Raw genomic sequence first — 14,503 nt, forward strand, 5'->3', positions numbered from 1 at the left:
ATATGAAGAGTCGCCCTGAGCAGACGGTTGCCGAACGTTTGCGGGTGATCCCGGTTCGGCAGAAATATTTGCCGGTCACCGCCACCGCCGTGCTCCTCGCGCTCATGTACGGCCTCGGCGTGATCAATTATCCAGGGTTCTCCGACACCCAGATCGTGCTCAACGTCTTCATCGACAACGCGTTCCTGCTCGTGGTCGCGGTCGGCATGACGTTCGTGATCCTGACCGGCGGCATCGACCTGTCGGTCGGCTCGGTGGTGGCGCTCACCACGATGGTCGTCGCGTTGCTGCTGGAAAACGGTTGGCCGGCCGCCGTCGTGCTGCCCGTCGCGCTGCTGATGGGCGCGACGATCGGGTTCCTGATGGGCCTGATGATCCATTACTTCGACGTGCAGCCGTTCATCGCGACGCTCGCCGGGATGTTCCTCGCGCGCGGGCTCTGTTACGTGATCAGCACGGACTCGATCTCGATCGACAACCCGTTCTGGGTATCGGTCGCGAACGCCCAACTCTGGTTCGGCGGCTTCTTCATCACCATCAGCGTGCTGATCGCGCTCGCGGTCGTGTTGATCGCCGCGTACGTGCTGGCGTACACGACCTTCGGCCGCGACGTCTACGCGGTGGGCGGCAACCCGCAGTCGGCGATGCTGATGGGCCTGCGCGTCGGCCGCACCCGCATCGCGGTCTACACGATCAGCGGGCTGTGCTCGGCGCTCGGCGGCGTGGTGCTCAGCTTCTACATGCTCTCGGGCTACGGGCTGCACGCCTCGGGCATGGAACTCGACGCCATCGCCGCGGTGGTGATCGGCGGGACGCTGCTCACCGGTGGCTCCGGCTATCTGTTCGGCACCGTGCTCGGCGTGCTGGTGCTCGGCCTGATCCAGACGATCATCACGTTCCAGGGCGACCTCAGCTCCTGGTGGACAAAGATCTTCATCGGCCTGTTCCTCTTCGTCTTCATCGTCCTGCAGCGCGCCGTCACCCGGCGCCGTCGATAGGGGGTGGCCGTGCCTTACGTGGTCGGCGTCGACTTCGGGACGCTCTCCGGCCGGGCCGTGGTGGTGCGGGTGGCCGACGGTACGGAGGTCGGGTCCGCGGTCCATGAATACGCGCACGGCGCGGTCGAGCGGGCCCTGCCCGGTGGCCGCCGGCTGCCGCCGTCCTGGGCGCTACAGGTGCCGCAGGACTGGCGTGACGTGCTGCGCGAGGCGATCCGCAAGGCGCTCGCGGTGGCCGGCGTCGAGCCCGCGGACGTGGTCGGCATCGGCACCGACTTCACCGCCTGCACCGTGCTGCCGACGCTGGCCGACGGCACGCCGCTGTGTGAGGTCGACGGACTGGAAGACCGGCCGCACGCGTACCCGAAGCTCTGGAAGCACCACGCCGCGCAGGGCCAGGCCGACCGGATCAACGCGCTCGCCGCCGCCCGTGGCGAGCCGTGGCTGCGCCGCTACGGCGGCCGGATCTCGGCCGAGTGGCAGTTCGCCAAGGGCCTGCAGGTGCTCGACGAGGATCCGGAGATCTACGACCGGGCCGCGCGCTGGATCGAGGCGGCCGACTGGATCATCTGGGAGCTGTGCGGCGTCGAGACCCGCAACGTCTGCACGGCCGGCTACAAGGGCATCCACCAGGACGGCGCCTACCCGTCGCCGGAATACCTGACCCTGCTCGACCCGCGCTTCGCCGGATTCGTCGACAAGCTGCGCCACCCACTGTCCGCATTGGGCGGTCGCGCCGGCTCGCTCACCGCGCGGGCGGCGGCGCTGACCGGCCTGCCCGAGGGGATCGCGGTCGCGGTCGGCAACGTCGACGCGCACGTCACAGCGCCGGCCGCCCGGGCTGTCGAGCCCGGCCAACTCGTCGCCATCATGGGCACCTCGACGTGCCATGTGCTGTCCAGCGACCGGCTTGCTTCCGTGCCAGGGATGTGCGGCGTGGTCGAGGACGGCATCGTCGAAGGGCTCTGGGGGTACGAAGCCGGGCAGAGCGGCGTCGGCGACATCTTCGGGTGGTTCGCCGCGAACTGCGTTCCGCCGTCCTACGTGGACGCCGCTACCGCGGCCGGGGTTGACCTGCACGACCATCTGAGCGCGCTGGCCGCCGCCCAACCGGTCGGTGCGCACGGGCTGGTCGCGCTCGACTGGCACAGCGGCAACCGTTCGGTGCTGGTCGACCACGCGCTGTCCGGAGTGATCCTGGGGCAGACCCTGGCCACCCGTCCCGAGGAGCAGTACCGGGCGTTGGTCGAGGCGACCGCCTTTGGCACCCGGATGATCGTCGAGACCTTCGAGACCGCGGGCGTGCCGGTCACCGAGGTGGTCGCCGCGGGCGGCCTGATCAAGAACGCCTTCCTCATGCAGGTGTACGCCGACGTCCTGCGCCGCCCGATCTCGGTGATCGGCTCCGCGCAGGGACCGGCGCTCGGTTCGGCGATCCACGCGGCCGTGGCCGCCGGGCATTATCCCGACGTCCGGGCCGCCGCCGCGGTGATGGGCAGCCGGGGACCCGAGATCTACCGCCCCGAACAGAAGCGCGCCGACGCGTACGACCCGATCTACGCCGACTACCGCGAGCTGCACGACCACTTCGGCCGGGGTGGCTCCAGAGTGCTGCACCGCCTGCACGCCCGCCGCGCCGCCGCCTGACCGCACCCGATAGGGGAGACTCGGATGAGCACACCGCGTTTGTGGTTTCTGACCGGCAGCCAGGAGCTCTACGGCGCGGACACGCTGCGCCAAGTGGCTGAGCAGTCGCAACGGATCGCCGCCGTGCTGGACGCGTCCGCCGACGTGCCGACCGCGGTGGAGTGGCAGCCGGTGCTCACCTCGGCCGAAGCCATCCTGAGTTGCTGCCGGGCCGCGGCCAACACCGAGGGCGTCGTCGGTGTGATCGCGTGGATGCACACGTTCTCGCCGGCCAAGATGTGGATCGCCGGGCTCGACGCGCTCGACGTGCCGCTGCTGCACCTGCACACCCAGTCCAATGTGGCCTTGCCGTGGGCCGACATCGACATGGACTTCATGAACCTCAACCAGGCGGCACACGGCGACCGCGAGTTCGGGTACGTGCAGACCCGGCTCGGCGTGGCCCGCAAGACGGTGGCCGGACACGTCAGCGACCCCCGGGTGACCGCTCGGATCGGCACGTGGGCGCGGGCCGCGCTCGGCCGGGCGGAGCTGCGCTCGCTGCGGTTGGCCCGGTTCGGCGACAACATGCGGAACGTCGCGGTCACCGAGGGCGACAAGGTCGAGGCCCAGGTGCGCTTCGGGGTCTCGGTCAACACGTACGGGGTGACCGACCTGGCCGACGCCGTCGCGGCCGCCTCCGACTCCGATGTGGACAAGCTGGTCACCGAATACGACTCGCTCTACCGCCTCGACCCCGCGCTGCGGGCCGGCGGCGCGCGGCACGAGTCGCTTCGCTATGCCGGGCGGATCGAGCTCGGACTGCGCTCGTTCCTGGATGCCGGCGGCTTCCGGGCCTTCACCACGAACTTCGAGGACCTGGGGGCGCTGCGCCAGTTGCCGGGCCTCGCGGTGCAGCGCCTCATGGCTGACGGCTATGGCTTCGGCGGCGAGGGCGACTGGAAGACCGCGGTGCTGGTGCGCACCCTCAAGGCGATGTCGGCCGGCCAGTCCGGCGGCACGTCGTTCATGGAGGACTACACGTACGACCTGACTCCCGGCCACGAACGCACACTGGGCGCGCACATGCTGGAGGTCTGCCCGTCGATCGCCGGTGAGACCCCACGCGCCGAGATCCACCCGCTGTCGATCGGCGGCCGCGAAGACCCGGTGCGGCTGGTCTTCGACGCCGCACCCGGCCCGGCGGTCGTGGTCGGGCTCGCGGACCTCGGTGAGCGGTTCCGGCTGGTCGCCAACGAGGTCGACGTGGTGCCGGCGGACCACCCGCTGCCCAAGCTCCCGGTGGCGCGGGCGATCTGGATCCCGCGCCCCGACCTGCTTACGTCGGCCGAGGCCTGGCTGACCGCGGGCGGGCCGCACCACACGGCGCTGTCCCAGGCGATCGGGACGGCGGAGTTGCACGACCTGGCCGAGATGACCGGCACCGAGCTCGCCCTGATCGACGGCCAGACCACCGTGCGGCGGTTCGTGCAGGAGCTGCGCTGGACGGCGGCGTACCACCGGCTCGCTCGCGGTTTGTAAGCCGCCGTCCAGCCGCGTATGGGTCAGAGCTTCACTGGCATGAGAAGCGAGTAGGCGCGGTCGTCGGTCGGGCGGCGAATCGCGAGCGGGCGGATCGGGCCGTCGAGCTCGAGCACGAGCTGGCCGTCGCCGCTCGCGTTCAGGGCGTCGAGCAGGAACTCGCGATTGACGGCGACGTGCTCGTCGGCGCCGGCCTCCCACTCCTGCTCGCCGACCACGTTGACCCCACCGCTGCTCCCGATGGCCAGCACGACGAGCTCGTGGTCGTGGCGCACCACCCGCGGGGTGTCGTTCGCCGTGAGCGTCGCGCGCAGCGCATTGGCGTCGACCGGTGCGAGGCGCGGGCTGCCGCCGGCGGCGCGCGCTTCGATCGCCCGGCGCCAGTCGGTGTAGTCGTACGCCAGCGGCTTGTCCTTGATCGCCCAACCGGCGCCGGACGCCTCGATCGTCTCTGTGTCCAGGTGCAGGGTGATCGGCTCTTCCTTCTCGTGCGCGCGGAGCCGGTCGACCCAGTCGAGCGGCGCGATCACCCTCTTCGGCGCCCCGTCGACCGCGGCGGGCTCCCGGTGGATCGCCATCCGGTAGCGATCGGTGGCCACGAAGATCACGGCGTCGGCCTCGACCTCGACCAGGACGCCGGAGAGCATCGGCAGCTCGGGATCGAGGCCGGCGGCGAAGCGGACATCGCCGAGCGCGGCGATCAGGGCGGCGCGGCTCAGGGTCACGGTGGTCATGGGGTACTCCTGCGTATCGAGAAGGGCATGGACGCGGGAGAGCTCACGGCGGGCATCGCACAAGCCGGCCTCGAGCCGGTGCAGGTGCCTCTCTAGCATCTGGTGCCCGGCCGCCGCGTCTGTGCTCAAGACGGCGGCGATCTCGGCGACCGGCATTCCGACCCGGCGCAGGCCGGCAACCAGGCGGGCTTGACGGATCTGCCGGTCGGTGTACCAGCGGTAGCCGTTCTCCGGGTCCACCAGCGCCGGCACGAGCACGCCTTCGCGGTCGTAGAACCGCAGCGCGCTCACGCTCAGCCCACTGGCCCGGGCCGTCTCGCCGATGCTCCGCATGTCGCTCTCCACATCCCTGACCGTGGTGCCTCGACCAGGTCGAGGGTCAAGCTCCGCTTTCTGTCGGAGGTCCCTGCTATTCATTTCCCCATGAGGTACGGGGTGATTCTGCCCGGCGGGCCGGCCGGTGAGCAGGTCGAGCAGGCTGTTATGGCCGAGCAGGCCGGCTGGGACGCGGTGTTCGTGTGGGAGGCGGCCTACGGCGTCGATGCCTGGTCACTGCTGGCCGCGATGGCTGTGGCGACCGCCCGGGTCCGCCTGGGCACCATGCTGACGCCGCTGCCGTGGCGCCGCCCGTGGAAGGTCGCCAGCCAGGTCGCGACCCTCGACCAGCTCTCCGGCGGGCGGGCGGTGCTGACCGTCGGCCTGGGCGCGATAGCGACCGATCTGCCCGACACAGGGGAGGTGGTCGACCGGCGCGGCCGGGCCCTACGCCTCGACGAGGGCATCGACCTGATTCGAGCGCTCTGGGGCGGGTCGACCAGCTTCCACGGTGCGCACTACGACTACGAGTGCGCCCGCTCCGACCTGACCGAGGCGGTCCAGCCCGTCCAGTCGCGCATCCCGATCTGGGTCGTGGCGCGCTGGCCGCGACCACGCTCGATGCAGCGGGTGCTGCGCTGCGACGGGGTGGTCCCCGAGTTCGACGGCGACGGGGGTCCGGCCGGCGTGCGTGCGCTGCGCGGGTGGCTCGCGGAGCAGGGCGTCCCGGCGGGATACGACGTGATCGCCGAGGGCGAGACGCCGGTCGATGATCGCGTCGCGGCGGCTGACATCGTCACGCCCTGGGCAGACGCGGGGGCGACCTGGTGGTTGGAGTCGCGCTGGGAGATGCCGCACCACACCCCGGCACGAATGACCCAGATCCGCGAACGGATCGCCGCCGGCCCACCGGAGGCATCTTGACGGGTGGCTCGGTTGGCGTCAGGGGCGCGGTAGGCGGGCCTCGCGGGGGCGGCGGTCCGGGCGCAGGCCGCGCCAGGCCGGGTGGCGCAGCCGGCCGTCCGGGGTGACCGACCGGAAGACCACCTCGCCGACCACCTTCGGGCGCACCCAGCGCACCGCGCGTCGGTCCGGCGTCGGGATCTGGTGCGCCAGCGGTGATCGGTCGGTTTCCAGCGGGCCGAGCAGCGCGAGCAGTTCGGCCAGCATGTCGTCGGTGAAACCGGTGCCGACGCCGCCGCAGTAGGTGAGTTGGTCCTGTTCGTCGTAGGCGCCCAGGGCGAGTGAACCAATCGTCCCCGCGCGCCGGCCGGCGCCGGGTTTCCAACCGACGATCACTACCTCGGTGGTCTGGATGAAGGGGGTCTTGAGCCACGCCGGCGAACGTCGCCCCGGGTGGTACGTGCCGTCGACCCGCTTGGAGACCACGCCCTCCAGGCCGCGTTCGCGCGCCGTCGCCATCACGGCGTCGGGGTCGCTGTCGAAGTAGGGCGCTACCAGCACCGGCTGCTCGTCGATGCCGAGCCCGTCGAGCACCGCCCGCCGTTCGTGCCATGGGCGGCCGATCAGCGGCTCGTCGAGGAACAGCACGTCGAACACGCCGTATACGACCGGGGTGTCCGCGACCAGCCGAGGGCTCGGGCTGACCACGTGCATCCGGCGTTGCAGCGAGGAGAAGGAGGAGACGCCACGCTTGTCGAAGGTGACGATTTCGCCGTCGAGTACGACTCGGCGGCGGCCGACCAGGTCGGCGACCACGCCGAGTTCCGGGTAGCTCGCGGTCACGTCGAGGTCGTTGCGCGACATCAGCCGGATGCCGCCACGGCCGTCGGTGTAGGCGACGGTGCGGACGCCGTCCCACTTGAACTCGTACGCCCAGCCGGGTTTGGTCGGTATCTCGCCCGGGACCGCCAGCATCGGCTCGATCACCGCCGGCCAGCCCAGGCCCGGTGGTTTCCGGCGGGCGGCGGGGCTCATCGGTGCGCGTCCTGGAGCTCCGGCTTGGGCGGCTGTTCACCCTCGATGTCCAGCCGGGGCAGGATGCGGTCGAGCCAGCGCGGGATCCACCAGGCCCGGTCGCCGAGCAGTGCCAGGATCGCCGGGACGAGGATCATCCGGACGATGCTGGCGTCCAGCAGGACGGATACCGCCATGCCGACGGCCAGCATCTTGATCGTCGGATCCGGGTCGGCGACGAAGCTGATGAACACCACGACCATGATCAGCGCGGCGGTGGTGATCACCTGAGCGGTGGCGCCGATGCCCAGTGCCACGCTGCGCCGGGTGTCGCGGGTGTGCAGGTAGGCCTCGTGCACGCGGGACATGAGGAAGACCTCGTAGTCCATCGAGAGCCCGAACACGACGGCGAACATGATCATTGGGACGTACGCGGGTATGGACAGCGACATGTCCACGCCGATCAGCGACGCGCCCCAGCCCCACTGGAAGACGGCGACGATCACGCCGTACGCGGCGCCGACCGAGAGCAGGTTCATCAGCGCGGCCTGGATGCCGATCACCAGCGAGCGGAAGGCGGTTGTCAACAACAGCAGCGAGAGCACCACGACGGCGAGGATCAGCCACGGCAGGCGCTCGACGGTACGCGCGGTGAAGTCGTCATAGCTGGCGGTCTGCCCGGTCAGATAGCTCGTCGCCGGAATGGTCGGCAGCACGTCGTCACGCAGGTGGTGGACCAGGTCGTTGGTGGCTGAGTCGCGCGGCCCGGTGGTCGGGATGACGTTGATGATCGCGGCGGTGACCTGCGGGTTGACCAGCGGCGGCGTCACCGAGGCCACGCCGGGCTGCTGTTCGAGGGTGAGCTGGGTGCTGGTCAGCAGCGTCGTCGGGTCGCTGCCGGCCGGGAAGGTCAGCACCACGGTCAACGGCCCGTTGGCGCCGGGACCGAAACCTTCGGCGATCAGGTCGTACGCCCGGCGGTCACTGTCGCTGGTCGGGTCGGTGCCGGGATCGAGCTGGCCGAAGTCGATCCAGACCAGCGGAATGGTGATGACCAGAAGGACTGCCACGGCCGCGACGGCCCACGGCCATGGGTGCTTGCTGACGTAGCGCCCCCAGCGCGCGAAGGCACCATGTTCGTGCGCGGGGTGAGTGATCGGATCGGGCCGCTCTTCACCCGCGGGCCCGGATCCCGGTTGAAAGCCAGACCCGGCAGCGGATCCCGGCCCTTCCCCCGGTCTGGGCTCGCCACCAAGTGATCCCTCACGACCCCGCCAGTCGATGGATCCTGACTCGCCTGCGGGCCAGTTCACCGGTCCTGTCTCGCGCGCGGGCCCATCCTCGCCGCCCGGCCCGGTGCCGTGTCCCGCCTCCCAGTCGGGTCCGTTGCCCGGCCGCGGGTGTGGCGGTGTCGGTGGGACCGCCACACCCGCCGGCCCCGCCGCAGGCTTACGGCGGCGGTGCATCGCGCGGACCGTCCGCCCCGACAACCCGAGAAACGCCGGAATCAACGTCAGCGCCGCCAGCATCGTCATCGCCACGCCGAGCGCCGCCGAGACACCGAGTGCGCTGATGAACGGCAGACCGGCGATGAAGAGCCCCAGCATCGCGATGATCACGGTGCTGCCGGCGACCAGGATCGCCATTCCGGAATGGCTGTTGGCGTTCGCCGCCGCGCGCACGTAGTCGTCGCTCGTGCCCAGATCCTCGCGATGGCGGGCGACCTGGAACAGTCCGTAGTCGATCGCGACGCCCAGGCCCAGCAATGTCGCCAGCGTCGGGCCCGTCGTCGGGAAGTTCCACAACGCGGCCAGCAACCCGATGATGGACAGCGCACCCAGCACCGAGAACACCGCGGCCACCAACGGGATCAGCGCGGCTACGAAAGAGAAGAAGATCAGGAACAGCAGCACGAAGGCCACCACGATGCCGACGATCTCGGACGGGATGTCGTTGGTGCTCTTGTCGATCTGGCCCGAGGCGGCGCCGTAGTCGACGGTCAGGCCGGCCGCCCGGGCGGGCGCTACCGCCTGGTCGAGCTGCTGAAGGTACGAGTATCCGAGCGTGTCGGTCGAGATGTCGTAGTCGACGTTGCCGTACGCGATCGTGCCGTCAGCCGACACCGTCGGCGGTGACATGGCGAACGGGCTGACCGCGCTGACCACGTGCTCCAACTTCGCGGTGTTCGCGAAGGACTGGTCGACCGCGGCCTGCTGGGCGGCCACCGTCGTGCCGGCCGGCGCCTGGAAGACGAGTTGGCCCACGAACGTGCTCTGGCCCGGAAAATCGTCAGCGATCACCTGGGTGCCCTGGTCGGACTGGCTACCCGGCACCGTGTAGTTGTTGACGTAGTCGCCGCCCCACCGGCCGTTCGCGACCGCCAGCCCGACCACGAGCACCAGCCACGCGATGATGACGACCCAGTGATGGCGGGCGCAGGTGCGGCCGAGACGGGCCAGGAACGCGTGCATGCACAGCCCCTTCGGCTATCCAGGCCTGCCGGGCGGTCCAGGGACCGGGCATACAGCATAAAACGGTCAAGTCGTGCGGATGTCCTCCTCGCGGAACTCCGTTGCCGGGCGCCCGCCGGCCGCATAAGCGTCGTGGTCGCCCGTCCGTAGCTCGACCCGGCGGATCTTCCCGGACAGCGTCTTGGGCAGCGGCGCGAACTCGAGACGCCGCACCCGCTTGAACGGCGCCAGGTGCTCGCGACAGTGCGCGAAGATGGCGGCCGCGGTCTCCGCGGACGGCGACCAGCCCGCGGCCAGCACCACGAACGCCTTCGGCACGGCGAGCCGCAGCGCGTCCGGCGAGGGCACCACCGCCGCCTCGGCGACCGCCGGGTGTTCGATCAGGACGCTCTCGAGCTCGAACGGCGAGATGCGGTAGTCGGACGCCTTGAAGACGTCGTCCATCCGCCCGACGTAGGTGATGTAGCCGTCCGCGTCCCGGGAGCCGACGTCACCGGTGTGGTAGTAACCGCCCGCCATCGCCTCCGCGTTGCGCTCCGGGTCGCCGTGGTAACCGACCATCAGCCCGAGCGGCCGGTCCGCGAGGTCGAGGCAGATCTCACCGTCGTCGCCGGGCTTGCCGGTCAGCGGGTCGACGAGCGCGACCGCGTACCCGGGAAGCGCCCGGCCCATCGACCCGGGCTTCACCGGCTGCCCGGGCGTGTTGGCGATCTGCACCGTCGTCTCGGTCTGCCCGAAGCCGTCGCGGATGGTCAGCCGCCACGCTCGGCGTACCTGCTCGATGATCTCCGGGTTGAGCGGTTCACCGGCGGCCACCGCTTCCCGTGGCGGCGTGGCCAGCGTGCGCAGGTCGGCCTGCACCAACATGCGCCAGACGGTCGGCGGCGCACAGAACGTCGTGACGCCGCACCGGTCCATCTGCGCCATCAAAGCGGCCGCGTCGAACCGGCTGTAGTTGTAGAGGAAGACGCAGGCCTGCGCGTTCCACGGCGCGAAGACGTTGCTCCAGGCGTGCTTGGCCCAGCCCGGCGAGGAGATGTTGAGGTGCACGTCGCCGGGCCGCAGACCGATCCAGTACATGGTCGACAGATGACCCACCGGGTACGACGCATGCGTGTGCTCCACCAGCTTCGGCAACGCCGTGGTCCCGGAGGTGAAGTAGAGCAGCAGCGGATCCGAGGCCCGAGTCACCCCGTCCGGAGCGAAATCGGAGGGAGACGAGGAGCTCGCCGAGTAGTCGAGCCAGCCCGACGGCGCTCCACCGCCTACCGCGACACGGGTATAGGAGCCGGCGACACCCTCCAGCTTGCCGGTCGACGCGCTCGTCGTGAGCACGTGCCGCGCCCCGCCGCGGTCCAGCCGGTCGCGCAGGTCGGCCGGCCCCAGCAGCGGCGTGGCCGGGATGATCACCGCGCCGAGCTTGGCGCACGCGAGAATCGTCTCCCACAGCTCGACCTGGTTGCCGAGCATCACGATGACCTTGTCACCGCGGCCGACACCGGCGGAGTCACGCAACCAGTTGGCCACCTGGTTCGACCGTTCAGCCAGCTCGCTGAAAGATCGTTTGGCCTCGGAGCCGTCCTCCTCGACGATCCACAAAGCCGGGTTGTCGTTGCCCTCGGCCATCGGGTCGAACCAGTCCAACGCCCAGTTGAAGGTGTCGAGCCGCGGCCACTGGAACTCCGCGAACGCCCGCTCGTAGTCGTCGGCGACATCGAGGAGATAGTCCCGCGCCGCTTTGAAGGCTTCTCGGCTCACCGCCCCAGTTTGCTCCTGATCTCCACGAGCCGCGCGACACTGAAGGGCATGAAATATCTGATCATGGTGTACGGGAACCCGCAGTCGCGCGCGATCTGGGAGAGCTTCACCGAGGAGCAGCGCGCCGCCGGCATGGCCGAGCACCTGGCGCTGGGTGACGCGATCGCCGCGGCCGGCGAGCTGGTGATGAGCGAACGCCTGGCCGATCCGTCGACGACCAGGCGCCTGAAAGCCCAACCCGAGGCCCTGGCCGCCCTCGGCCTGCCCAGCGACGGCCCGTTCGCGGAAGCCAAGGAACACCTGGCGGGCTTCTATCTGGTCGACTGCCCGTCGGAGGAGCGCGCCGCGCAGTGGGCCTCGATGATCCCAGAGGCCGCCCTGGGCCTGGTCGAACTGCGCCCGGTCTGGACCGGCGACATCACCGACCGGTGAGCCTCACCTGACGACGACCAGGCCCGCGGCGCGGGCGCCTCGACCGGACACGTGTCCGGCAGTCCGCCGCCACGATGCCAGGCAGGTTCGACGAAGCGCGGCGGAGTTCCGCGCACTCCCGGCACAGCGCGCCGCGTCGAGCACCCGAGCGGGTCGCCCACCGCCGAGCAGCATCCACGTCGGCAGCGCCTCTGCACGGGATATCTGAAACTTCCCGGGCGCCACCTCCGTGAGCGTGAAGCGGGCCATTACCCCGTCCTGGGTGTCGGCCGAGAAATCCTGGCTGGAGACGTGGTTGCCGAGACCGTACGCGACCCACTTCGAACCGATGCGCTCGAACGGCTGCACGACGTGCGCGTGGTGGCCGAGGATCAGGTCGACATCGGGCGAGCTGAGCACCTCGCGAGCCACTCGGCGCTGCAACGCGTCCGGCTGATGCGCGTACTCGGTGCCCCAATGGATCGACGCGATGACGAACTCGGCGCCGGCCGCGCGGGCCCGGCGGGCTTCCCTGCGCAGCGCGGCGACGCCTAGCTCGTTCGCGATCCAGGGCTTGTCCCTCGGTTCGGACAACCCGTTGAAGCTGAACGTGTACGACACGTGGCCCACCCGCACGCCGTCGACGTCGTAGATGGTGGGACGCGCCGCCTCGGCCGCGCTGCGCGCCGTTCCGGTGTGTGCGATGCCCGCGCGGTCGAGCGCGTCGAGGGTGCGTTTCACCCCCGCGGCTCCACCGTCGAGGCTGTGGTTGGACGCGGTGGAGCATGAGTCGTAGCCCGTGGTCCGCAGTGCCGGCGCGATCTGCGGCGGCACGGTGAAGATCGGATAGCCGGAGAAGGGGCCGCCCGGCCGCCCGACCGGCGTCTCGAGGTGGCAGATCGCGAGGTCGGCGTTCCTGACGACGGGGGCGACGTCGCTCAACAAGGGCGCGAAGTCGTAACCGCGATGTCCAGCGGCGTTCGCCGCGTCCCGCCACAGTCCAGAGTGGAGGAGCACGTCTCCGCTGGCCAGCAACGTCAAGGTGCGGGGGACCCAAGGGGCCGGAGCCGCCGGGGCCGCCGGAGGCCATGGCGCGAAACGCGGGGATGCCAAGGAGAGTCCGGGCGCCGCGGCGGAGTTCGGTGTCGTGTCGACCGCGGTGGCCGGCCGGCCCCAGAACGAAAGGCCGAGAACCAACAGGACCGCGATGCCCCCGCTCCGAAATCGCATCCGAGCAGACTGTCGGAAGACCCCGCCATCGCGCAGCCCCGTCAGGGACTCAGTTTTCGAGTACCTCCAGGACGGCGGCGACCGCCTACGTGGCGGACGTCGACGCGGATTCCAGCCGCTTGACCCGGGCCGTCCCCCAGTCGCCCAGCGGCGCGAGGGCCGCGTTGAGCGAACGGCCGTCGTCGGTGAGCGAGTACTCCACCTTCGGGGGCACCTCGGCGTACACCCGGCGGTCGATCAGCCCGTCCTGCTCCATCTCCCGAAGCTGCTGGATGAGCATCTTCTCGCTGACCCCGGGCAGGCCGCGCCGAAGCTCGCCGAACCGGCGCACGCCGTGGTTCGCGAGCTCCCACAGGATCAACGACTTCCACTTGCCGGACACGACATCCATGCTGGCGTCGATGCCGCAGATGTACGGGCCGCGTCGCGCACTCGAAGCCATGCCCCGCTCCCATGCTCACCAACAGGTAAGTACTGAACAAAATAGTGAGTACTTGTTGACCCGACAGTACCGGCGAAGCATGGTCAGCATGGTCCCCGTTACCGTCATCGGTCTTGGCCCGATGGGCCGCGCCACCACCGCCACGCTGATCCGGGCCGGGCACCCGGTCACCGTCTGGAACCGCACGGCGGGCCGCGCCAACAGCCTCGCCGCCACCGTCGCACCGACGCCCGGCGCCGCTGTGAAGGCCGCCGACCTGGTCCTGCTCAGCCTCACCGACTACCGCGCGATGTACGACATCCTCGGCCCGGTCGCCGACGAGCTGAGCGGAAAGACCCTCGTCAACCTCAGTTCCGACACCCCCGACGAGTCGCGCACGGCCGCGGCCTGGGCTGCCGACCTCGGCGCGGGGTTCCTGACGGGCGGGATCATGGTGCCGGCGCCCGCCGTCGGCCAGCCCGGCGCGTACGCGTTCTACAGCGGCCCGCAGGACCTGTTCCGTGCTCACGAGCCGGTGCTGCGGCTGATCGGCGAGACGAGGTACCTCGGTGCCGACCCGGGTCTGGCGCAGTTGTTCTACCAGGCGCACCTCGATGTCTTTCTCACCGCTCTCGCGAGCCTGCTGCACGCCACGGCCCTGGTCACCGCGGCCGGCGTGCCGGCGGCCGAGTTCCTGCCCGACGCGATGCGGACGCTCACCGAGATCCCGGACGTCGTCGGCAGCGGACAGGAACTGGCCGCCGCGCTCGTGGCGGGAGAGCACCCCGGCGACCTCAGCACGGCCCGCATGATGGGCGCCACCGCCGACCACATCGTTCGGACCAGCGCGGCCAGCGGCGTCGACGTCGAGTTGCCCAACGCGGTCAGGTCGCACTACGACCGGGCGATCGCCGCCGGTCTCGGTTCTCGCAACTGGACGGCCCTCTATGAGGTGATCAAACTCAAACGATGACGGCCACTTTCGGTGGTCCAGACCCGAAAAGCACCCTTCGGCCGATCGCTTGCGGACGGGCGTCAATGACATCCTCTCCACCGTGGTCGTTACGGGGATTGCACCGA

12 protein-coding genes are annotated in these 14,503 nt (G+C 70.3%); 6 read left to right on the plus strand and 6 right to left on the minus strand.

Annotation, left to right across the window (positions count from 1 at the left end; genetic code table 11):
• Positions 1–2 precede the first annotated feature (2 nt).
• From yjfF to araA, 3 genes are read left to right on the plus strand one after another with little or no spacing between them, the layout of a single operon-like run.
• Positions 3–998 carry a galactofuranose ABC transporter, permease protein YjfF gene (gene yjfF / locus BLV39_RS02565; protein WP_090786626.1) on the plus strand — a complete coding sequence of 332 codons (996 nt, stop codon included), beginning with the start codon at positions 3–5 and terminating at the stop codon, positions 996–998.
• 3 nt (positions 999–1,001) lie between these two features.
• Positions 1,002–2,645 carry a ribulokinase gene (gene araB / locus BLV39_RS02570; protein WP_090786627.1) on the plus strand — a complete coding sequence of 548 codons (1,644 nt, stop codon included), beginning with the start codon at positions 1,002–1,004 and terminating at the stop codon, positions 2,643–2,645.
• Positions 2,646–2,669: 24 nt separating this feature from the next.
• Positions 2,670–4,166 (plus strand): L-arabinose isomerase, encoded by a 1,497-nt coding sequence (araA, locus tag BLV39_RS02575; protein WP_090786628.1) that lies wholly within the window; start codon positions 2,670–2,672, stop codon positions 4,164–4,166.
• Positions 4,167–4,189: 23 nt separating this feature from the next.
• Here the strand turns inward: araA and BLV39_RS02580 are convergent, their stop codons facing one another.
• Positions 4,190–5,233, minus strand: a complete 1,044-nt coding sequence (locus tag BLV39_RS02580; RefSeq protein WP_090791057.1) for a DNA polymerase III subunit beta family protein — start codon at positions 5,231–5,233, stop codon at positions 4,190–4,192.
• Positions 5,234–5,323: 90 nt separating this feature from the next.
• Between BLV39_RS02580 and BLV39_RS02585 the strand changes: the two genes are divergently transcribed.
• On the plus strand, positions 5,324–6,139 hold the full coding sequence (locus BLV39_RS02585; RefSeq protein ID WP_090786629.1) for an LLM class flavin-dependent oxidoreductase: 816 nt from the start codon (positions 5,324–5,326) through the stop codon (positions 6,137–6,139).
• 18 nt (positions 6,140–6,157) lie between these two features.
• On the opposite strand, the gene ligD is transcribed toward BLV39_RS02585, so the two are convergent.
• The 3 genes from ligD to BLV39_RS02600 form a co-directional block, all read right to left on the minus strand.
• Entirely contained in the window at positions 6,158–7,153 is a 996-nt protein-coding gene (gene ligD / locus BLV39_RS02590) for a non-homologous end-joining DNA ligase (RefSeq protein ID WP_204083004.1), read from the minus strand.
• On the minus strand, positions 7,150–9,603 hold the full coding sequence (locus tag BLV39_RS02595; protein ID WP_090786631.1) for an MMPL family transporter: 2,454 nt from the start codon (positions 9,601–9,603) through the stop codon (positions 7,150–7,152). The genes ligD and BLV39_RS02595 overlap by 4 nt, the downstream gene beginning before the upstream one ends.
• A 66-nt stretch (positions 9,604–9,669) precedes the next feature.
• Positions 9,670–11,361 (minus strand): AMP-binding protein, encoded by a 1,692-nt coding sequence (locus BLV39_RS02600; protein WP_090786632.1) that lies wholly within the window; start codon positions 11,359–11,361, stop codon positions 9,670–9,672.
• 48 nt (positions 11,362–11,409) lie between these two features.
• On the opposite strand from BLV39_RS02600, the gene BLV39_RS02605 reads away from it, so the two are divergent.
• Entirely contained in the window at positions 11,410–11,793 is a 384-nt protein-coding gene (locus BLV39_RS02605; protein ID WP_090791060.1) for a YciI family protein, read from the plus strand.
• Positions 11,794–11,796: 3 nt separating this feature from the next.
• Here BLV39_RS02605 and BLV39_RS02610 read toward each other — a convergent pair whose 3' ends face one another.
• Together BLV39_RS02610 and BLV39_RS02615 are read right to left on the minus strand one after the other, a co-directional pair.
• Positions 11,797–13,002: a CapA family protein gene (locus BLV39_RS02610; RefSeq protein WP_090786634.1), complete on the minus strand. Its 1,206-nt coding sequence runs from the start codon at positions 13,000–13,002 to the stop codon at positions 11,797–11,799.
• 85 nt (positions 13,003–13,087) lie between these two features.
• Positions 13,088–13,444 (minus strand): winged helix-turn-helix transcriptional regulator, encoded by a 357-nt coding sequence (locus tag BLV39_RS02615; RefSeq protein ID WP_090786636.1) that lies wholly within the window; start codon positions 13,442–13,444, stop codon positions 13,088–13,090.
• 88 nt (positions 13,445–13,532) lie between these two features.
• On the opposite strand from BLV39_RS02615, the gene BLV39_RS02620 reads away from it, so the two are divergent.
• A complete protein-coding gene (locus BLV39_RS02620) occupies positions 13,533–14,396 on the plus strand; it encodes an NAD(P)-dependent oxidoreductase (RefSeq protein ID WP_239084062.1) in 864 nt (287 codons plus the stop codon).
• Positions 14,397–14,503: the final 107 nt, after the last annotated feature.

Origin of the sequence: Asanoa ishikariensis (assembly GCF_900107455.1) — a bacterium.
GTDB classification, from domain to species: domain Bacteria; phylum Actinomycetota; class Actinomycetes; order Mycobacteriales; family Micromonosporaceae; genus Asanoa; species Asanoa ishikariensis.